The organism is Dactylosporangium sp. NPDC050588 (assembly GCF_040654975.1).
GTDB lineage: Bacteria > Actinomycetota > Actinomycetes > Mycobacteriales > Micromonosporaceae > Dactylosporangium > Dactylosporangium maewongense.
This window is the reverse complement of the sequence record NZ_JBFAJA010000001.1, coordinates 176,154-196,401: the sequence shown is the minus strand read 5'-3', so window position 1 is coordinate 196,401 and position 20,248 is coordinate 176,154. Positions and strand designations below refer to the sequence as shown.

At 72.6% G+C, this 20,248-nt stretch carries 17 protein-coding genes and 1 tRNA gene; 5 read left to right on the top strand and 13 right to left on the bottom strand.

Annotated features, from left to right (window positions below):
- Positions 1-9: 9 nt before the first annotated feature.
- Positions 10-927, top strand: coding sequence for a trypsin-like peptidase domain-containing protein (locus AB0I21_RS00930; RefSeq protein ID WP_360558042.1), 918 nt, complete (start codon positions 10-12; stop codon positions 925-927).
- Positions 928-1,618: 691 nt separating this feature from the next.
- Here the strand turns inward: AB0I21_RS00930 and AB0I21_RS00925 are convergent.
- The gene (locus AB0I21_RS00925; protein WP_360558040.1) at positions 1,619-2,983 is read right to left on the bottom strand and encodes a cystathionine beta-synthase; all 1,365 of its coding nucleotides are present in this window, start codon (positions 2,981-2,983) and stop codon (positions 1,619-1,621) included.
- Between the two features lie 27 nt (positions 2,984-3,010).
- Positions 3,011-3,361, bottom strand: a complete 351-nt coding sequence (locus AB0I21_RS00920) for a DUF1232 domain-containing protein (protein WP_360558038.1) — start codon at positions 3,359-3,361, stop codon at positions 3,011-3,013.
- 293 nt (positions 3,362-3,654) lie between these two features.
- On the opposite strand from AB0I21_RS00920, the gene AB0I21_RS00915 reads away from it, so the two are divergent.
- From AB0I21_RS00915 to AB0I21_RS00905, 3 genes are all read left to right on the top strand, one after another.
- Positions 3,655-4,722, top strand: a complete 1,068-nt coding sequence (locus AB0I21_RS00915; RefSeq protein ID WP_360558036.1) for a GDSL-type esterase/lipase family protein — start codon at positions 3,655-3,657, stop codon at positions 4,720-4,722.
- A gap of 16 nt (positions 4,723-4,738) precedes the next feature.
- A complete protein-coding gene (locus tag AB0I21_RS00910; protein WP_360558035.1) occupies positions 4,739-5,536 on the top strand; it encodes an SGNH/GDSL hydrolase family protein in 798 nt (265 codons plus the stop codon).
- A gap of 71 nt (positions 5,537-5,607) precedes the next feature.
- On the top strand, positions 5,608-6,855 hold the full coding sequence (locus AB0I21_RS00905) for an acetyl-CoA C-acetyltransferase (protein ID WP_344501720.1): 1,248 nt from the start codon (positions 5,608-5,610) through the stop codon (positions 6,853-6,855).
- Between the two features lie 416 nt (positions 6,856-7,271).
- Here AB0I21_RS00905 and AB0I21_RS00900 read toward each other — a convergent pair whose 3' ends face one another.
- From AB0I21_RS00900 to AB0I21_RS00885, 4 genes are all read right to left on the bottom strand, one after another.
- On the bottom strand, positions 7,272-7,589 hold the full coding sequence (locus AB0I21_RS00900; protein WP_360558034.1) for a hypothetical protein: 318 nt from the start codon (positions 7,587-7,589) through the stop codon (positions 7,272-7,274).
- Positions 7,589-8,398 carry a Bax inhibitor-1/YccA family protein gene (locus AB0I21_RS00895; RefSeq protein ID WP_360558032.1) on the bottom strand — a complete coding sequence of 270 codons (810 nt, stop codon included), beginning with the start codon at positions 8,396-8,398 and terminating at the stop codon, positions 7,589-7,591. Before AB0I21_RS00895 ends, AB0I21_RS00900 begins: the two co-directional genes overlap by 1 nt.
- A 94-nt stretch (positions 8,399-8,492) precedes the next feature.
- On the bottom strand, positions 8,493-11,195 hold the full coding sequence (locus AB0I21_RS00890) for a lamin tail domain-containing protein (protein WP_360558031.1): 2,703 nt from the start codon (positions 11,193-11,195) through the stop codon (positions 8,493-8,495).
- A 167-nt stretch (positions 11,196-11,362) separates the two neighbouring features.
- Positions 11,363-11,443 (bottom strand) — tRNA-Leu (locus AB0I21_RS00885).
- Positions 11,444-11,519: 76 nt separating this feature from the next.
- On the opposite strand from AB0I21_RS00885, the gene AB0I21_RS00880 reads away from it, so the two are divergent.
- Positions 11,520-13,304: a hypothetical protein gene (locus AB0I21_RS00880; RefSeq protein ID WP_360558029.1), complete on the top strand. Its 1,785-nt coding sequence runs from the start codon at positions 11,520-11,522 to the stop codon at positions 13,302-13,304.
- On the opposite strand, the gene AB0I21_RS00875 is transcribed toward AB0I21_RS00880, so the two are convergent.
- The 7 genes from AB0I21_RS00875 to AB0I21_RS00845 all read right to left on the bottom strand — a co-directional run bounded on the left by AB0I21_RS00875 (position 13,301) and on the right by AB0I21_RS00845 (position 20,241).
- Positions 13,301-14,668 (bottom strand): NAD(P)/FAD-dependent oxidoreductase, encoded by a 1,368-nt coding sequence (locus AB0I21_RS00875; protein ID WP_360558028.1) that lies wholly within the window; start codon positions 14,666-14,668, stop codon positions 13,301-13,303. The two genes, AB0I21_RS00880 and AB0I21_RS00875, sit on opposite strands and share 4 nt — an antisense overlap.
- Positions 14,669-15,269: 601 nt before the next feature.
- Positions 15,270-15,842: a hypothetical protein gene (locus tag AB0I21_RS00870; protein ID WP_360558026.1), complete on the bottom strand. Its 573-nt coding sequence runs from the start codon at positions 15,840-15,842 to the stop codon at positions 15,270-15,272.
- Positions 15,839-17,176, bottom strand: a complete 1,338-nt coding sequence (locus AB0I21_RS00865) for a DUF58 domain-containing protein (protein WP_360558025.1) — start codon at positions 17,174-17,176, stop codon at positions 15,839-15,841. The genes AB0I21_RS00870 and AB0I21_RS00865 overlap by 4 nt, the downstream gene beginning before the upstream one ends.
- Positions 17,169-18,158, bottom strand: coding sequence for a MoxR family ATPase (locus AB0I21_RS00860; protein WP_360558023.1), 990 nt, complete (start codon positions 18,156-18,158; stop codon positions 17,169-17,171). Before AB0I21_RS00860 ends, AB0I21_RS00865 begins: the two co-directional genes overlap by 8 nt.
- Positions 18,155-18,823, bottom strand: a complete 669-nt coding sequence (locus AB0I21_RS00855; RefSeq protein ID WP_344501729.1) for a hypothetical protein — start codon at positions 18,821-18,823, stop codon at positions 18,155-18,157. Before AB0I21_RS00855 ends, AB0I21_RS00860 begins: the two co-directional genes overlap by 4 nt.
- Positions 18,813-19,529 (bottom strand): DUF4129 domain-containing protein, encoded by a 717-nt coding sequence (locus AB0I21_RS00850; protein WP_360558021.1) that lies wholly within the window; start codon positions 19,527-19,529, stop codon positions 18,813-18,815. Before AB0I21_RS00850 ends, AB0I21_RS00855 begins: the two co-directional genes overlap by 11 nt.
- 19 nt (positions 19,530-19,548) lie before the next feature.
- A complete protein-coding gene (locus AB0I21_RS00845) occupies positions 19,549-20,241 on the bottom strand; it encodes a uracil-DNA glycosylase (protein ID WP_360558020.1) in 693 nt (230 codons plus the stop codon).
- Positions 20,242-20,248: the final 7 nt, after the last annotated feature.

Sequence of the window (20,248 nt, the reverse complement as noted above, 5' to 3'; positions counted from 1 at the left end):
GCGTGCGGCATGGACCCCGAATCCGACGCGCTCGACACGTACAGCAGGGTCGTCTCCGGTGTGGCGGCGGCCCTCCTGCCGAGCGTCGCCAGCCTCAGCGTCCGCGGCCATTCCGGCTCGGCGGTCGTCTACACCCCCGACGGCTTCGTGCTGACCAGCGCCCACGTCGTGGCGGGCGCCGACGGCGGGCTCGCCGAGTTCACCAACGGGGTCAGCAGCAGGTTCGACGTCGTCGGCGCCGACCCGCTCGCCGACCTGGCCGTGCTGCGCATCCACGAGACGGGCGTGCCACCGGCGACCCTCGGCAACGCCGACGACCTGCGCATCGGCCAGCTCGTCGTCGCCGTCGGCAACCCGCTCGGCCTGGCCGGCTCCGTCACCGCCGGCGTCGTCAGCGCGCTCGGCCGCTCGCTGCCCGTCCGCGACGGCCGGCACGTCCGCCTCATCGACGACGTCGTGCAGACCGACGCCGCGCTCAACCCGGGCAACTCCGGCGGCGCCCTGGCCGACGCCTCCGGCAAGGTCGTCGGCATCAACACGGCCGTCGCCGGGATCGGGCTCGGCCTGGCCGTGCCGGTCAACGGCACGACCCGCCTGATCATGTCCGAGCTCATGGCCACGGGGAAGGTGCGCCGTGCCTGGCTCGGCGTGGCCGGCACGCCCGTCGCGCTCCCCCAGCCGCTCGCCGACCGGGTCGGGCAGCGCAAGGGCCTCCGGCTCGTCGAGGTCGTGCCGGGCAGCCCGGCGGGCCTGGCCGGCCTCTACGTGGGCGACGTGGTCCTCTCCGCGGGCGGCCGCCCGATCGTCGGCGTCCAGGACGTGCAGCGCCTCATGCTGGGTCCCGCCATCGGCCAGCGCCTGCAGATCACCGTCTTGCGCAAGGCCGCCCTGGTCGACGTGGTGGCCGTCCCCGAGCCGCTGCGCTGACCCCGCGCCTCCACCACTCCGCCCGGCATCCCTCGCGACAGGTGCCGGCCCACCCCATCCACAGCCGTCGCACGATCAAGCCTCGATCCACCGGGCGACTTGAGCTGGGGTGGATCGCGCACCGCCCATGGGACGAAAGCCGCACATCCGGGCATTGACCAACGTCTGCGCCACCGGCGGGCAACCCGAGGTCCCGCCGCTTGGCAAACCGGCGCAGGCGGACCCGCGCTCACCGACCGCAGCGGTTTCCGGCCCCACCCGTTCATAGACGTTGCGCGACCTACCCCCGATTCAGAGATCAATCTGCGGGTGGATCGCGCACCTTCTATGGGACGAAAGCCGCACATCGGGGCATTGACCAACGTCTGCGCGCTGCCAGCAGGCAACCCGGGCCCCGCCGCCTGCTAGAACGGCGCAAATCAGATCCACCTACGCAGAAGACCCGCCTACGCAGACCCACCCACGCAGGTCCGCGCAAGCAAGCCCACCCACGCAGACCCGCGGAAGCGGACCCTACGCTCACCAACCGCGACAGCTTCCAGTCCAACCGCCCATAGACGTTGCGCGAACTATCCTCGGTTCGGGGACTTGAACCGGGCGGGTCGCGCAACGCCTACGAGCGAAAAGCCGTATATCTGGGCATTGACCAACGCCTGAGCGCTGCCCAGCAGGTGGGGCGGGGTGGGTGGGGTCAGCGCAGGTGGGCTAGGAGGTCCTGCCTGGTGATGACGCCGGCGGGCTTGCCGTCGATCAGGACGACCGCGGCGTCGGCCTTCTCCAGCAGTGCCACGGCCTCGCTGACGGGCTGGCCGCCGCCGATCATCGGCAGCGGGTCGCCCATGTGCTTCTCCACGATGTCGTGGAGGTGGGCCTGGCCGGTGAAGAGCGCGTCCAGCAGGTCACGCTCCGCGATCGAGCCGGCGACCTCGCCGGTCACGACCGGGGGCTCGGCCTTGAGGACGGGGAGCTGGGAGACGGCGTACTCACGCATGTAGTCGATGGCGTCGCGGACGGTCTCGTTGGGGTGCACGTGGACCATCTGCGGCAGGTGCCCGTCCTTGCCGACCAGGACGTCGGCGACGGTCGGCAGTTCGGCGGCGGTACGGAGGAAGCCGTAGCGGGCCATCCAGTCGTCGTTGAAGATCTTGCTGAGGTAGCCGCGGCCGCCGTCGGGCAGCAGGACGACCACGACGTCGTCCGGGCCGGCCTCGCGGGCGACCTTCAGCGCCGCGGCGACGGCCATGCCGCAGGAGCCGCCGACGAGCAGGCCTTCCTCGCGGGCCAGGCGGCGGGTCAGGTCGAAGGAGTCCTTGTCGGACACCTCGACGATCTCGTCGCAGACGTCGCGGTCGTACGTCGTGGGCCAGAAGTCCTCGCCCACGCCCTCCACGAGGTACGGCCGCCCGGTGCCACCGGAGTAGACGGAGCCCTCGGGGTCGGCGCCGACGATGCGGACCGTGCCGCCGGAGACCTCCTTGAGGTAGCGGCCGACGCCGGAGATCGTGCCGCCGGTGCCGACGCCGGCGACGAAGTGTGTCACCTTGCCGGCTGTCTGCTCCCAGACCTCGGGGCCGGTGGTCTCGTAGTGGGAGCGGGGGTTGGCCGGGTTGGCGTACTGGTCGGGCTTCCACGCGCCGGGGATCTCCCGGGCCAGCCGGTCGGAGACGTTGTAGTAGGAGCGGGGGTCCTCGGGCGCGACGGCGGTCGGGCACACGACGACCTCAGCGCCGTAGGCCCGCAGGACGTTCTGCTTGTCCTCGCTGACCTTGTCGGGGCAGACGAAGACGCACCGGTACCCGCGCAGCTGCGCGACCAGGGCGAGCCCGACCCCGGTGTTGCCGCTGGTCGGCTCGACGATGGTGCCGCCGGCCTTGAGCAGGCCGGCCTTCTCGGCCTCCTCGACCATGCGCAGCGCGATGCGGTCCTTCACGCTGCCGCCGGGGTTGAGGTATTCGACCTTGGCCAGGACGGTGGCGGAGATCCCGTCCGTCACGTTGCGGAGCCGGACAAGGGGCGTGTTGCCCACCAATTCGACGACGTTGTCGTAATAGCGCACACGGCCAGCGTATAGCGCCGGAATCGGCTACTTGACGACGTGCCCCGGAATCACGGTGTCGCGCTGCTTCTCCCACTCCAGGAAGCGCTCCAGCTCGTCCAGCAGCGCACCGGCGAAGTAGGTCGCCATCGCCAGGTCGTCGACGACGCCGAGCACCAGCAGGAACAGCTCCGGCACGGCGTCGATCGGAGACACGATGTAGACGGCCGAGGCGGCGAGCAGCGCCAGGCGGGTGCCGCCGTCGTATTCGCCCTTGACCGTCGCCTTCACCATCCGCGGGATGGCGCTGAGCCGCTTGCCGAGCCCGGGCGTGCCGGGCTTGAAGACCCTCAGCAGGGCCGTCCACGCCAACCGCCGTCGCAGCGCGCTGTCCGCCATGATCGCCGCCCTCTCTCCTCTGGCTATGAATGTAACGGTGTCTGTCACGGACGGCGCGCGGTAAGAATGACGGATGGATCTCGACCGTCCCCGCGCGGGCGCGGACGCTTGGCCGGCCGTTCCCCCCGGGCAATCGGAGGGGACCACCTGGGCAGGGATGATCACGCACGGCAGCGGCCCACGTCGTGATCGGTCGGGATGAGGACGATCGGGATCTTTACTTGAGAGAGCGGATACTTGTGGACCGGGGGTTAGCCTCGCCAGGGCGTTGAGTGGCGGGAGGCGGGAAGGCGATGGGGGCGTTGAGGCTACGGTCACAGCAGGTGCGGCGGATCGCCACGGCGGCGGCGCTCGGCAGCGGCGGCATCGCCGGCGCCGGCGCGCTGTTCTACGGCGTGGTCGTCGGACAGGCGCTGCTGGCCCGGCGGGTCATCCCCCAGGTCGTGAGCCCTCCCCCGCGCGCCGACGGCACCTACGGCGCCCACTTCGGCGGCGAGCCGATCCGCCTGGTCGTGCTCGGTGACTCCTCCGCCGCGGGGTATGGCGCGGAGGTGCCCAGCGAGACCTTCGCCGCGGCGGTCGCGGCCGGGCTGGCGGAGCAGCAGCGGCGGCCCGTGTGGATGCGCTGCCTCGCCGTCGTCGGCTGCGAGTCGCGGGGGCTGCCGCCGCAGGTGGACGTGGCGCTGCGGCACCGCCCCGACGTGGCCGTGATCTGCATCGGCGGCAACGACGTCACCCACCGGGTCAGCGTGTCCCTCGCGGTGCGGCACCTGGTCGACGCGGTCCGCCGGCTGCGGGCCGCGGGCATCCAGGTCGTCGTCGGCACCTGCCCCGACCTGGGCACGATCCGGCCGATCCAGCCGCCGCTGCGCTGGCTGGCGCGGCACTGGAGCCGGCAGATGGCGACGGCGCAGACGATCGCGGTAGTCGAGGCCGGCGGGCGGACCGTGTCGCTGGGTGACCTGCTCGGCGAGCTGTTCTACGCGGAGCCGGACCGGATGTTCAGCTTCGACCGCTTCCACCCCTCCGGCGCCGGTTACCTCGCGGCGGCGCAGGCGGTCCTGCCGACCGTGGTCGCGGCGCTGACCGAGCCCGAGGTGGCGGCGCCGCTGACCGCGTCGCTGCGGGCGGGCGAGGGCGTGCGGTCCCTGCCGCGCGCCGCGGCCGAGGCCGCCCAGCGCCCCGGCACCGAGGTCAGCGCGGCCCAGGTGGCCGGCAAGGAGCGCGGCCCGGCGGGCCGCTGGGCGCAGCTGCGCCGCCGGGTCTGGCACAGGCTGCCGCAGCAGGCGGCGCGCGAGCCCGCACAGGCACCCGAGACCGCCTCGGCGGTGCCGGACCGCTCCCCGCAGGAGTCCACATGACCACGATGGAGTCGGCATGATCACGATCAAGCGACTGGCGCGGATGGCCACGGTCACCGTGATCGCCGGCACGGTCGGCGGCGCCGCGGTCCTCGCCGCGCAGGCGATGGCCGCCCGCGCCCGGTCCTACGCGAAGCCCGACATGCGCCTGGCGATGCGCTCCTCCGTCGGCGCCGCCGGCAAGCCGCCGATGCGGCTGGTCCTGCTCGGCGACGCGACCGCGCTCGGCGTCGGCGTCGACCGCGTCGCCGACACCGTCGGCGGCCAGCTCGCGGCGCTGCTGTCGGAGGGCACCAGCGAGGGCGCCGTCGGCCGGCGGGTGGAGCTGTCCAGCGTCGCCGTGGCCGGCTCCCGCTCCTCCGACCTGGCCACGCAGGTGGCGCGGGCGCTGGTCGGCCCCGCCCCCGACGTGACGGTCATCCTCGTCGGCACCAACGACGTCACCCACCTCGGCCGCGGCTCCGACGCCGCCGAGCACCTCGGCTCGGCCTGCCGCCGCCTGCGCGACGCCGGCATCCCGGTCGTCGTCGGCACCTGCCCCGACTTCGGCGCGCTGCGCGCCTTCGCGCCCCCGCTGCGGCAGCTGCTCGGCTGGCGCAGCCGCAGGGTGGCGAAGCAGCAGGCCGAGGCCGCGAGCGCGGCCGGCGCGGTGGTGGTCGACCTGGCCGCCCGCACCGGCGCCGTCTTCCGTGCCGACGCGGGCACGCTGTGCCACGACGGCTTCCACCCGTCCGCCGACGGCTACCGCGTCTGGGCCCACGCCCTCCTCCCCGCCGTCGAGGAGGCCGCCGCGGTCCGCGGTTTCCTGCACTGAAGATGCACTAAGTCTGCAGATTTCTCACAGGTGCTCGCAGGGGTTGATTACCCTGCAGTAGCGTCGGTGGTATGCCGGAAGCTGTCATCGTCGCCACCGCCCGGTCCCCGATCGGCCGTGCCGCCAAGGGATCGCTGCGCGAATTCCGCCCCGACGACCTCGCCGCGACCATCGTGCGCGCCGCGCTCGCCAAGGTGCCCGAGCTCGACCCGCGGGACATCGAAGACCTGTACCTCGGCTGCGGCCTGCCCGGCGGCGAGCAGGGCTTCAACATGGCCCGCGTGGTCAGCACGCTGCTCGGGTTCGACCACCTGCCGGGCGCCACCACCACCCGCTACTGCGCGTCGTCGCTGCAGACGACCCGGATGGCGTTCCACGCGATCAAGGCCGGCGAGGGCGACGTGTTCATCTCCGCCGGCGTGGAGTGCGTGTCGCGCTTCGCCCGCGGCAACTCCGACGGCCTGCCCACCGAGGCGCAGGCTGCGGTCGGCGGCCCCTGGCAGAATCCGGCCTTCGCCGACGCGTACGCGCGCACCACCAAGCGCGCCGAGGGCGGCGGCGAGCCGTGGCACGACCCGCGCGAGGACGGCGCCCTGCCCGACATCTACGTCGCGATGGGCCAGACCGCCGAGAACCTCGCCGAGCTCGAAGGCGTCACCAGGGCCGACATGGACGAGTTCGGCGTCCGGTCGCAGAACCTGGCCGAGGAAGCGATCAAGAACGGCTTCTGGGCCCGCGAGATCACCCCGGTGACCGCCCCCGACGGCACGGTCGTCTCGACCGATGACGGCCCCCGCGCCGGGGTGACCCTGGAGGGCGTGGCCGGTCTGAAGCCCGTGTTCCGCCCCGACGGCCGGGTCACCGCCGGCAACTGCTGCCCGCTCAACGACGGCGCCGCCGCGGTCGTCATCATGAGCGACGTCAAGGCCCGCGAGCTGGGCATCACGCCCCTCGCGCGCATCCTGTCGACCGGCGTGACCGCCATGTCGCCGGAGATCATGGGCATCGGCCCGGTCGAGGCCTCCCGCAGCGCCCTGAAGCGGGCCGGGATGACCATCGACGACGTCGACCTCGTCGAGATCAACGAGGCCTTCGCCGCGCAGGTGATCCCGTCGTACCGCCAGCTGGGCATCCCGATCGAGAAGCTCAACGTCAACGGCGGCGCCATCGCCGTCGGCCACCCGTTCGGCATGACCGGCGCCCGCATCACCGGCACGCTGATCAACTCGCTGAACTGGCACGACAAGTCCATCGGCCTGGAGACGATGTGCGTCGGCGGCGGCCAGGGCATGGCCATGGTCATCGAGCGCCTGTCGTAGGTAGGGTCGCGTCAGCCGGGCGCGGACATCACAGCCTCACTGAGACGGCAGGCGTCAGAGCTGTCCGCGCACGGCCTTCACCTCGTCGGCGGCCTCGTCCCACCAAGGGCGGGGCCGCCGAGACGCAGGCCGTCAGAACCGCCCACGCGCAGGCCTTGACCATCGCGACCGGAGCGCCGAACCCCGCACAGCGCGGGCCGTCAGAACCGCCCACGCGCAGGCCTTGACCATCGCGGCCGGAGCGCCGAACCCCGCACAGCGCGGGCCGTCAGAACCGCCCACGCGCAGGCCTTGACCATCGCGGCCGGAGCGCCGAACCCCGCACGGCGCGGGCCGTCAGAACCGTCCACGCACCCGCCTGACCTTCGCCGAGGTCGCCCACCAGAGAGCGGACCGCCGCCGAACGCGCGGCGCCGTCAGAGCTGGCCGCGCACGGCCTTCACCATCTCAGCGGCCTCGTCCACCAGGGCGGGGCCGCCGAAGCGGGCCAGGTCCGCCGCCACCACCCGCAGCTGGTCGGGCAGCGCGAGATCGTTGTCGAGCCGCGGCACCGGCAGGCGCGGCCGGCCCTCGGCGTCGGCGCAGCGGTCGGCGAGCCACTGGATCAGCTCGTGCACCGCGTCGCCGCGCGGGACCCCGGACACGCTGGACGCCGCCCACCGGGGCGGCGTCCAGTGTCCGACCTGGCCGACCAGCCTGCCCACCGTCGCGGTGAGCGGGTCGTCGGCACTCATCAGCGTCGCAGGTAGCTGAGCATGCGCAGGATCTCCCAGTACAGGAAGATCAGGCCGACCAGGATGCCGAACGAGCAGTACCACGCGTACTTCTCCGGCAGTCCATACCGGACGCCCTGCTCGACAGCGTCGAAGTCGAGGACGAACGTGAGCGCGCCGACGACGATGATCACGAGGCTGAAGACGATCGGCAGCCAGCCGACCTTGCCGTCCAGGCTGTACTCGCGCAGGCCCAGGTTGATGTCGAAGAGGTAGAACAGGTAGTTGGCCAGGCTCAGCACCACGACGCCGATGAGCGCGCCGATGACCATCTTCGTGAAGCGGGGCGTGGCCCGCACGATCTGCAGCTTGTAGAGCACCGCCATGATCGCGAAGATGCCGAACGTGCCGATGACCGCCTGGATGACGATGCCGCTGTAGGCACCCTCATACCAGCGGCTGACCAGGCCGAGCAGCACGCCCTGCAGCGCCGCGTAGGCCATGATGACGGCCGGGTTGGTCACCCGCGCGAACGAGATGACCAGGCCGAGGACCAGGCCCGCGATGAGCGAGCCGATGGTCGCGATCGCGGTGATGGCGCCGCCGGCCGGCAGCAGCACCCACGACACCGCACCGAAGATGCCGGTGATCGCCAGCAGGGCGACGGTGCGGACGACGACGTCGTCCATGGTCATCGCCCGCGTGGCGGCCGGGGGCTGCGGCACCCCATAGCCGGACTGGGGATACCCGAAGCCCGGGGGCGTCAGCTGCGAGCGCTCCTGCCTCGCCGCCTGACCCAGGCGGTTGAGCACCGGGTTCGAACTCTGCACGATCAGCCTCCAGAGGCGTCGCATTCATGTGTACGACCAGCGTACCGCGTGTGCCGGCGCTGAGTGGATCTCAGTTTCGCCGGCACACACGGTGTCAGACGCCGAACGACTCGCAGCGACCGCCGGCGTTGGTGTTGTTGCCGCGACCTGCGGCGGCGCTGTCCGTGCCGGCGCCGCAGTCCACCACGTCGTTGCCGCTGCCGGTGCCGATCACGTCGGCACCCGCGCCCGTCGAGACGGTGTTGTTGCCGTTCCCGGCGTCGACGCGGTCGTCGCCGGCACCGGTGGTGATGCTGTCGTTGCCCGAGGCGGTGACGACCACGTTGTTGCCGTCGCCGGCACGGATGACGTTGTTGCCGCCGCCGGCCTCGATCCGGTCGTCGCCGGCGCCGGTCGTGATGACGTCGTTGCCCGAGGCGGCGATCACGGTGTTGGCACCGGCGCCCGCGTCGACGACGTTGTTGCCGCCGCCCGCGTCGATCAGGTCGTCGCCGCCCGCGGTCGTGATGACGTCGTTGCCGGGGCCGGTCACGACACAGTCGGACCCGCCACCACCGGTGACGGTGTCGTTACCACCGCGGCCGACGATGAGGTCGCTGCCGGCGGTGCCGGTGAGGCGGTCGTTGCCGGTGGTGCCGACCACGACCGCGTCGACCGAACCGCAGGTCAGCCCGGCCGCCTGCACCGTGACGGCGCCGGTGTGCCGGATGCCGGTGAGCGCGTCGGTGAGCTCGAGCGAGCCGCCGGCCGGGACGCTGAACGTGACCGGCACCGAGCGCGCGGTCACCGCCACGGTCGCGGCGTCACCGGCGAGGGTCGACACGCCGACCAGGCCGGTGAGCAGGTAGGAGCCCTCCCCGAACCGGATCGCCGCGTCGCTGCCGGACAGCTGGACCTCGGCGGGAGCGGTACCGGCGCCGACGTCGAACCGGACCGACGACGACGGCCCGGCGGACACCGCGACGGTGCGCCCACCCGTGCCGGCGATCCGGCCGGAGACTGCCGCCGTGGCGAACGTCGCGTTGGCCGGGTCCGCGGGCGCCGGGTCGACGGCGTCGAGGATGCCGTCGTCGTCGGCGTCCAGGTCGACGCAGGTGATCGTGCCGGCGCGCAGCGCGTGCCCGTCGGTGCCGCTGTCGTCGGACCAGACCACCGGCTTGCGGCCGGCGACGCACGCCTGCTGCGGCGCGATCGCGAAGCCCTCGTTGTTGAGGTTCGGCATGCCGGCGGGGCGCTCGTACAGGCCGCTGACGGCGAACGCGCCCGCGGTCACGTCGAGGGTGGCGACCCGGCCGTTGCACGTGTCGTCGCAGACGGCCCACAGGTGGCCCGTCTCCGGCTCGAACTCCAGGTCCATCACCGACGGGAACCCGCTGGCGAACGTCGCGACCCGGGTGAAGCCGCCCGGCGTGAGCGCGTACGCGTAGACGCTGCCGTTGGCCTCGAGCCCGACGAGGAAGAGCCCGTCGCCGTGGCCCGGGTACACGGCCGGGTCGTACGCGGCACCGGTGCGCTGGTCGGCGAACCCGTGCGCGGTGAGGTACGCGTCCGGCACCCAGGTGATCGCCTCCAGGCCGCTGTTCGCGGCGACGGCCGGCAGGTCGGCGGTGAGGTTCCACTCGGCGTTCGCGGTGCCGCTGACACCGTCGTAGCGCTCGATCGTGGGCCGGCTCACGCCGCTGACGGCGTTGTTCCGCTCGGTCGACACGTAGATCCCGTCCGGCCGCCACACCACGCCCTCGGCGTCGACGTCGCCGGTGCCGTCCGCGTAGTGCAGCACGGTGGCCGACGACGGCGTCCAGGCCGACCCGTCCCAGGTCAGGCGGTAGAGGGTGCCCGGTCCGTTCTTGACCGCCCAGAGGACGTCGCGGCCCTGGAACGACAGGCCGCTCATGTTCCCGCCGAACACGCCGGACTGGTCGGCGGTGGTGACGTCGGCGCCGCCCGGCCAGGCCGTGGCGGGTGTCTGGCCGGCGCAGGCGTTGGCCGCACCCCGCGTCGAGGCGGTCGTGGCGGCGAACGGTCCGGTGCCGTCCGGGCAGCGGCCGTAGGTGATCGCCGCGTGGGCGGTCCAGGTGTACGAGTCGACCAGCGTCACCCCGTCGGCCGCGAAAAGCCGGGCGGAGTCGGCGGCACCGAGGCCGAACACGGGATCCACGTCCAGGACCAGGTAGGCACCGGGGGCGAGGGTGGTGTTGGCCGCGATCGTGAACACGTGCGTGTCGTCGTTGTCCCTCACCAGCCAGCCGGACAGGTCGACCGCGGTGACGCCGGTGTTGACCAGCTCGACCCAGTCGCCCGGGGTGCCGCCGTTGGACTCGACCTCGTTGATCTTCACCTTGGCCGCCGGCGAGGTGCAGTCGTTGGCCGCACCGCGCGTCGAGGACGAGGTGGTGACGAAGGTGCCGGTGCCGTCCGGGCAGCGGCCGTAGGTCGTCGCCGCGTGGGCCGTCCACGTGTACGAGTCGACCAGCGTCGTCCCGTCGGCCGCGAACAGCCGGGCCGAGTCGGCGGCGCCGAGCCCGAACACCGGGTCGACGTCGACGACCAGGTAGCCGCCGGGCGCCACCGTGGTGTTCGCCGCGATGGTGAACACGTGGGTGTCGTCGTTGTCCTTCACCAGCCAGCCCGACACGTCGACGGCCGTGGCACCGGTGTTGACCAGCTCAATCCAGTCGCCGGGCGTGCCGCCGTTGGACTCGACCTCGTTGATGTGGATGGCAGGGGTGTCCGCCGCGACCGCCGAGGTGGTCGCAATGGCGACACCCGATAATGCGGGTAAAAGGGCAAGAATCACACGGAATGGGGTGCGCAATGTCGCCGGTCCTTCGCGGGAAATGTGTTTTCCGCGAGCCTCGACCACGAGGACGACCAGCACATGAACACACGGCGAAACGCTCGGTGCGAGTGCGTCGCCCGCCCTCGCGCGGCGCCCACCGCGCACGGTGGGACAGCAGGAAGGAGTGCCCGGGGCGGGGTTCGAACCCGCACGCCTCGCGGCAGCCGCTTTTAAGGCGGCCGTGTCTGCCGTTCCACCACCCGGGCGTAGAAACGCGTCTCACGGTAGCCCGTCCGACGAACCGTCAACACCGACAAGGGGACCGCCGTTACTGTCATCCGGGTGAGCAGCCCCCCACTGACCGACGAGGTTGAGATGGCGCCGCCGGAGCCCTTGACAAACGAGGGTCCACCGTTGCAGGCGCCGCGACGCTGGCCGGTCGACGTGGGCGCCGGGCTGCTCTTCATCCTCGCCGCCGCGCTGCTGACGCACCGGCTGTGGCCCGGTCCGGCCGGGCGTGTGCTCGCGCACAACCCCAGTGACCAGGCACTCGACGAGTGGTTCCTCGCCTACGCCACCCGAGCGTACCGCGGCGACTTCACCCTCGTGACCGGCATGCTCAACGCGCCCGAGGGCGTCAACCTCCTCGCGAACGCCTCGCTCATCGGCATGGGGCTGCTGATGGCCCCGGTGACCCTCGCGTTCGGCGCGCCCGTCACGTTCAGCCTGCTGGTCGCCGGTAACCTCGCCGCGACGGGGATCGGCTGGTACCTGCTGTTCGCTCGCACCCTCGGGACGCACCGGGCCGGCGCGCTGCTCGGGGGCGCGTTCGCCGCGTTCGCGCCCGGCATGGTGGCGCAGTCCAACGCGCACCTGCACATGACCGCGGCGTGGCTGGTGCCGCCGATCGTCTGGTGCGTGGTCCGCCTCGCCCACCAGACGGACGTGACGTGGCGGACCGCGCGGACCGGAGTGCTGCTCGGCGTGCTCGTCACCGCGCAGTTCTTCGTCGGCGAGGAGGTGCTCTTCCTCGCGGCCGTGACCCTCGCGGTGTTCACGCTGGTGTTCGCGGCGGCGGCCCGGCCGTCACGGCGGGTGGTGCCGCCGTTCGTCCTCGGCCTGGGCATCGGCGCCGGACTTGCCGCGGCGCTGCTGGCGTATCCGCTGTGGCTGCAGTTCCAGGGGCCGCAGAGCGCCTCGGGCGGGGTGTTCCATCCCTCCTTCTTCTCCGCCGACCTCGCCAGTTTCACCGCCATCTCGCCGCAGTCGCTCGCCGGCGACGACAGCGCCGCGCGGCTGGTCAGCGGGCCCGCGGAGTACACCACCTTCTTCGGCGCGCCACTGCTGCTGGTCGCGCTCGGGGCGACGGTCTGGATGTGGCGGCAGCCGGCGGTCCTCGCGTCGGCCGTGACCGCGGTCGTGCTGTCGCTCTTCGCGCTCGGTCCGTGGATCGTCGTCGACGACTCGCCCACCGAGCAGCGTGGGCCGTTCGCGCTGCTGTCCGGCCTGCCGGTGATCGAGTCGGCGCTGCCGACGCGGTTCGCCCTCGGCGCGATCCCGTTGCTCGCCGTGATCGTGGCGCGGGTCGTACACGCGGCGATCACGCAGACGGAGACCCTGCGGCTGCTGGTGCCGGTCGCGGTGACGGCCGCGCTCGTGCCGCTCGCCCCGGTGCCGCTGGCGGTGACCGACCGTGCCCCCGCGCCGCGGTTCTTCACGGAGGGGTACTGGCGGATGTACGCGCCCGAGGACGGCGTGGTCGTGCCAGTGCCGCTACCGGATCCGCGGAACCCCGACGCGATGCGGTGGGCGGCGGCGACCGACGTGCGGATCGCCACCCCGCAGGGCTGGTTCATCGGGCCGTACGGCAAGGGCGGCGCGGCGGCCGTCGGCGTCTACCCGCGGCCGACGTCGCAGCTGCTGCAGCGGGTCGCGAAGTCCGGGTCCGCCGCCTCTCCGACCGACCAGGACCGGGCCGCGCTCGCCCGCGACGTCGCGTACTGGCGGGCGGCGTCCTTCGTGCTCGACCCCCGGCACCCGAACGCCGGGGCGCTCAAGCAGACCATGGACGGCCTGCTCGGCCCCGGCGAGCGGGTCGAGGACGTTTGGGTGTGGCGGGCGCCTTAGGCGGCTTTCGCCTTCTGGTCCGACTTGGCAGTCGGGTGCAGCGGGATCGGCGGGGCCACGGTCAGGAACGGCTCGCGCGGCTCGTGCAGCGACCCGAGCGCGACGACCTCGCGGCGCAGCACGAGCTGCAGCGTCCAGTCGACCAGGACCCGGATCTTGCGGTTGAGCGTGGGGATCCTGCTCAGGTGGTACGTCCGGTGCATGAACCACGCCGGCAGCCCGCGGACCTTGACCCCGTAGACGTGCGCGACGCCCTTGTACAGGCCGAGCCCGGCGACCGAGCCGACGTGCTTGTGCTTGTACTCCACCGGGCGGCGCCCACGCACCACGGCGGCGATGTTGTCGGCGAGCCGGGCCGCCTGGCGGACCGCGTGCTGCGCGCTCGGCGAGCACAGCGCCCCGGGCACCGCCGACGTGAGGTCCGGCACCGCGGCGCAGTCACCGGCGCTCCACGCCCCGTCGACGACGTTCTGGTCGGCGTCCACGACCTGCAGCGTCGGCAGGCAGGTGATCGCCCCGCGCTGGGTCCGCGGCAGGTCCGTGTCCTCCAGCATCGGGTGCGGCTTGACGCCCGCCGTCCACACGATCGTGTCCGCCGGGAACTCGTCGCCGTCGGACAGCTTCACGATCCCGTCGACGCACGACTCGAGCCGCGTGCCGAGCCGGATGTCGATCGCGCGCCGGGTGAGCTGCACCACCGTGTAGGCGCCCATCTCCGGCCCGACCTCGGGCAGGATCCGCTGGGCCGCCTCGACGAGCACGAACCGCACGTCTTCCTGGGGGATCTCCGGGTAGTACCGCAGCGCGCCCCGGACCATGTCCTCCATCTCGGCGAGGGCCTCGATGCCCGCATACCCGCCGCCGACGAACACGAACGTCAGCGCCCGGCGCCGGGTCGCCTGGTCGCTCGTGGTCGCGGCGACGTCGAGCCGGTCCAGCACGCTGTTGCGCAGGAAGATGGCCTCACCGATCGTCTTGAAGCCGACCGCGTGCTCGCGCAGCCCCGGGATCGGCAGCGTCCGCGACACCGACCCCGGCGCGACGACGATGTGGTCATACGGCACCTCACGAGGCGGCCCCACGATCGGCTGGACGATGGCCACCTTCCGGGCGTGCTCGATCCGGGTGACCTCACCGGCGAGCACGTGGCAGCGCTTCAGCTCGCGCCGCAGCGGCACGACCGAGTGCCGCGGTGAGATGTTGCCGGCCGCCGACTCCGGCAGGAACGGCTGGTAGGTCATGTGCGGCTGCGGATCGACAACCGTCACCTCGGCCTCGTGCCGGCCCAGCTTCTTGGACAGACGAAGAGCGGCGTAGAGCCCGACGTGCCCCGCACCGACGATAAGGATTCGCTTAGCAGCCACACCAGCAACGCTAGCCGCGAACACCCCTCATCTTCAGTCAGGCCACAGACATGTAACGACCATTACGCAAGCTGTAACCGCAGTCACTGTAAATCCCCCCACCGCTGCCGCGGCGGGGCCCGGCGGGGATTCTCACCCGCACCCCAATGCGCCGCTCCGCGACGCACTGCCCGCGCCGAGGCGCGAGGCAGAACAAGCGGCGCATACGCGCCGCATCCCGCGGCCGCCGTCGCGAGTGCCCCGGCTTGATCCAAGGACGGATCTGGCCGTATGGGCGCGGCCAGGGTTTGTCCTTGGATCATGCGGTCGAGTCCGGCGACGGGACCGTCGCCCGGTCTGGGTGCTGGCGCTGCGTCCGCCGCCCGTGATCCAGGGCGGATCTGGCCGCACGGGCAGCCACGGTTCGCCCACGACACCAACGGACGTTAAATCAATTCCAGATCAGTGATTTTGTCCGTAGACGTTGCGCGATCTGCCGGCAATTCAGAGACCATTTTGGGGTTGATCGCACAACATCAATGGAACAACAATCACAAGCCGCCATGCCGGCCGACGACATGACACCATCGCCTGGACATTGATGAGCGGGGAAGCTGCAGCGTTACGGCGCTTTGCGGGTGATCAACCAGGCCAGAGCGGCGGCGGCCAGGACACCTACCAATGAGGCGAGCAGGAAGACCGGGCCGATGACGGCCTTCACCACGGCCAGGAGCATGACGCTGACGATGGCGCTGGCGCTCACGATGGCGGTGGCGCGCAGGAGCCAGGCGACGATGATGCCCGGGGAGACGATGGCGTCGTAGGGCAGGGCGGCGGCCAGGGCGGACAGGGAGTGGGTGAGGTAGAGGAGGGTCGCCAGGGCGATCAGGCGCGGGATGGTGATCCTCTGGCCGTAGGTGTACGTGTTCAGGAGCCAGCCGAAGGCGCACAGCAGGATGGCCAGTCCGACCAGACGGGTGCGGGGGAAGAGGGCGGGCAGCGCGGCCAGTACAGCGGCCATCAGCAAGGCGAGAGGGCGGAGGATCACCTCGGCCGGGAAGGCGACCAGGGCCGCGACCAGGGTGAGCAGGAAGACCGCGAAGCGGACGAGCAGGGGGCCGGCGGCGGCGCGCTCGAGCATGTCCTTGAGGCGGCCCAGGCGGGTGAGCAGGGCGTCCTGCAGCTCCTCGATCATTTGGTGACCGTCCGGGAGAGGGCGACGCGGGCCACGCCGCGCAGGACCTCGTCGAGGCTGCCGGCGCCGCCCCAGGGGACGACGGGGACGCCGTGCTCGCGGAGCTGGCCGATGACGCTGTCGCGTTCGAGGAGCCAGAGGCGGTGGGCGACCGCGCCCCACGGGCCGGTGCCGCGCAGGGCGGCGGAGGGCTCGGTGAGGGTGTCGACGGCGACGACGAAGCGGCCGGCGCGGGCCAGGTTGGCGAGCATCGATGCGGAGCGGGGGTCCAGGAGCGGGGTGAGGACCATGACCAGCGCGTTGTGCTGCACCATGTGCGGGCCGAAGACCGAGGGTGGCGGCTCGTCGGCGACCTGTGCGGGGGAGATGTCGAGCAGCCACTCGAGGGTCGTCATGTAGTGCCTGCGGCCGCTGGCGGGGCGCAGCTGGCGGATCTGGCCGCCGTACTGCAGCAGCGCCACCCGGTCGCCGCGGCGCAGGTAGTGCTCGGCGATGCCGGCGGCGGCGCGGACGGTGGTGTCCAGGACGGACGCGCGGCCGTCGATGCCGCCGGAGCGGCCGGCCTCGTGCAGGGCGTCGAGCAGGACGACGACCTCGGCGTCGCGGTCGGAGAGGGTACTGACGACGTGCAGCTCCCGCGTACGCAGGGAGACGCGCCAGTCGATGCGGCGCAGCCGGTCGCCGGAGCCGAAGCGGCGGACGCCGGCGAGCTCGCCGCCTTCGCCGGGGCGGCGGGAGCGGTGGCCGCCGACGTGGCCGGCGGCGCGGGGCATGGCCTCGGCGGCGTCGAAGTGCTCGATCGCCGGGTACGCCTTGATCGGCAGCGCGGGGGCCTGCACGGCGCGGCTGATGAGCAGGCCGTCGGCGGCGAAGCCGTGCGCGTCGATGGGGCCGAGCGGGTGGCGGCCCCAGCGCAGGACCCGGCCGTGCAGGTCGACGGAGGCGATCGTGCCGGGGTCGACGCCGACGGCGTAGGGGCGGTCGCTGTGCTCCAGGCGGATCCAGCGGGGCACGGCGATGCGGACCACGACGAGGTCGAAGCCGCCCGGGTTGGGGTTGCCGACGCCCACGCTCACGTCGAGGTCGGCGCCCTCGACGACGAACGGCTCGGCGGCGGTGACTTCGAGGGTCGGCGCGCGGCCGGGCCGGCGCAGCAGCGACAGGGCGGTGCCGAGGGCGAACGGCGTGGCGAGCAGGACCAGGTCGAAGCGGCCGATGAGGACGGCGACGAAGACGAGCACGCCGGCGACGAAGACCGCCCGGCCGAGCGCGCGGGTCGGTTCGAAGGCCCGCGCATGGGACCGCACGCCCGGCGAGGGGCGCCGCTCAGCCACGCCTTCCGCCGTACGTGGGCAGCGCGCCGCTGGCGGGTGCCGGGGTCTGCGCGAGCACCTCGCCCACGACGGCCCGGGGGTCGATGCGCTTGAGCCACATCTCCGGCAGGAGCGTGATGCGGTGGGCGAGGGCGGGCACGGCGACGGCCTTGACGTCCTCGGGGATGACGTAGTCGCGGCCGCTGAGCGCGGCGGCGGCCCGGGCGAGCAGCAGCAGCGCGAGCGAGCCGCGGGGCGAGGCGCCGACGAGGACCTGCGGGTGGGAGCGGGTCGCCGCGGCGAGGGCGACGATGTACCGCCCGATCGAGTCCTCGACGCTGACGTCCTCCAGCGCGCCCTGCATGGCGAGGAGGGTCTCGGAGTCGACGACCGGCTCGAGGATCGCGTCCTCCTGCCGGCGGGACATCCTGCGGCGCAGGACCTCCCACTCCTCGTCGGCCTCCGGGTAGCCGAACGACACCCGCAGCAGGAACCGGTCCAGCTGCGCCTCGGGGAGCGGGTAGGTGCCCTCGTACTCGATCGGGTTGGCGGTGGCGAGGACGTGGAACGGCGGGTCCAGCCGGTACGTGGCGCCCTCGACCGACACCTGCCGCTCCTGCATCGCCTCCAGCAGCGCCGACTGCGTCTTCGGCGGGGTGCGGTTGATCTCGTCGGCGAGCAGCAGGTTCGTGAAGACCGGGCCGGCGCGGAAGGTGAACTCGTGCGAGCGCTGGTCGTAGAGGAACGAGCCGGTGACGTCGGCGGGCAGCAGGTCGGGGGTGAACTGCAGCCGCCGGAAGCTGATGCCGAGCGCCTGCGCGAACGAGCGCGCGGTCAGCGTCTTCGCGAGGCCCGGCAGGTCCTCCAGCAGCACGTGCCCGCCGGCGAGGATCCCGGCCAGCACCAGCTCCAGGGAGTCGCGCTTGCCGACGACCACCGTGCCGACCTGGTCGAGGACCACCTTGGCGATCCGGCCAACCTCGGCCGGTGCGAGCGTCTTCATAGCCCCTCCACCTTCGCGACGATCGATGCTACGTCTCCTGGGCTCGGCACGCGCGACGGCGGCTGGTGCAGCAGCGTCCACAGCTCCTCCCCCAGCAGTGCCCTTGCCTGTCTCGGCGACCCCGCCAGGGTGATCCCGTGCTTCTGCCGCAGCCTGGTGTCGACCAGGTCGGAGATGCGGGGCACGACGAGCGCGGCGAAGCGTTTCGCGTCGCGCTCGCCCCAGACGAGGCGGTCCTCCCACCGGCCGACGGCCAGGCGCAGGCCGTCGAGGACGGGGACGCCGTCGAGGACCTCGCCGGTGCGCCGCGTCCTGGCCAGGGCCTTCTTCTTGGCCAGGGTCGGCGGGCGGACCGGGGTGAGGCCGCGGCCGGTGACGGTGACCGGCAGCTCGTCGGCGTGGACCTGCCGCAACGCCTCCTGGATGATGCCGACCGCCAGGATGCCGAGGAAGACGAGTGGGTACGACACGGTCAGGCCCACCACGTACAGCAGCCCCCAGCCGACGGTGGTGAGCGCGAACGCGATGAACAGCCGCCGGATCCACCAGCGGGTGTCGTAGGGCCGGGACGGGCGGCGCACCGGCCGCGGGTCGGCGGCGACGGCGGTGCGGCCGGCGTCGAAGAGCTCCTCGAGGCTGACCATCTCGTCGGGGTTACGCGCCACGGGCGGCACCTCCCTGCAGCGACAGCTCCGAGCGCAGCTGCCGCAGCGCCTCGATCGCGCCCTGGCGGGACCGCTCGTCGACGGGGCGGGTCGCGTAGCGCGCCTCGCGGTAGACGAAGGCGAGCCCTTCGAGGGTCGGCCGGCTGACCTGGTGGCCGGCGAGGAGCCGGGTGACCAGGTCGGTGGGGCTGTCGCCGGTCTCGCGGGGGGTGCCGGCGGCCGCGGCGGCCCGCTCCAGGCGGACCCAGCAGGCGATGACCGCGCGGCGCGGGTCGGTGTCGGTGTCGGAGAGCTCGACGATGCCGGCGTCGACCGCGGCGATCACCTCGGCGCCGCCGTCGGTCATCGGGGTCGGCTGCTTCGGCTCGACGAAGAGCCGGGCCTTGCGCTTCGGGCCAGCGTTGCGCAGCAGCGACCAGGCGAGCCAGCCGACGAGCACCGCGACGACGAGCAGGCACAGGATGCCGGCGGTGTACGTCACCCAGTCGGGCAGCGTGAACGGGGCTTCCTCCGGCGCGGCCGAGGCCAGCGGCCCGCCCGAGTTCATGACGTCCGGCGTCGAGGACACCGCGGGCGGCGTCGCGAGCAGCTCCGGCACGGGCACCTTGCTGATCTCGGGCGACGAGGTGGACGCGGCCGCGGCGGCGATGCCGAGCACGGCGACGACGGCGAGCACCGGCAACCAGCGGTTGAAGGTGCGGTCCATGACATCCCGTCGGTCAGCGTCATCCGATCCCGGCGAGTGCCTTCGCACGGGTGAAAACCTCGTCCAGCATTCCTGGCGTGAGCCTGCCGGTAAAGGTGTTCTGCTGGCTCACGTGGTAACAACCGAGCAACGCGGGGGCGCCGTCGGCCTGCCACAGGGTGCCGTGGCCGAACGGTACCTTTCGTGCCGGTGCTACACCGTAGACGGCGCGCAGCGCGGGCCAGAAGGCGGCCCAGGCGAATCCGCCGAGCGCGACCACGACCCGCAGGGTCGGGCGGATGAGGGCGAGCTCGCGGTGCAGGTAGGGCGCGCAGGTGTCGCGCTCCGCGGGGGTCGGCTTGTTGTCCGGCGGGGCGCACCGCACCGCGGCGAAGATCCTTGTGCGCTCCAGTGACAGGCCGTCGTCACTGCTGACGCTGGTGGGCTGGTTGGCGAGGCCGGCCCGGTGCATGGCGGCGAACAGCACGTCACCGGACCGGTCGCCGGTGAAGATGCGACCGGTCCGGTTCCCCCCGTGTGCGGCGGGTGCCAGGCCGAGGATGGCGAGCGTGGCGTCGTGGGCGCCGAAGCCGGGGACGGGACGGCCCCAGTACTCCTGGTCCCGGAACGCGGCCCGTTTCGTCGCCGCGACCTGCTCCCGCCACTCGACCAGCCGGGGGCACAGCCGGCAGTCGCAGATCTCGGCGTCGAGGAGGTCGAGGTCGTCGGGCACGCCTCAA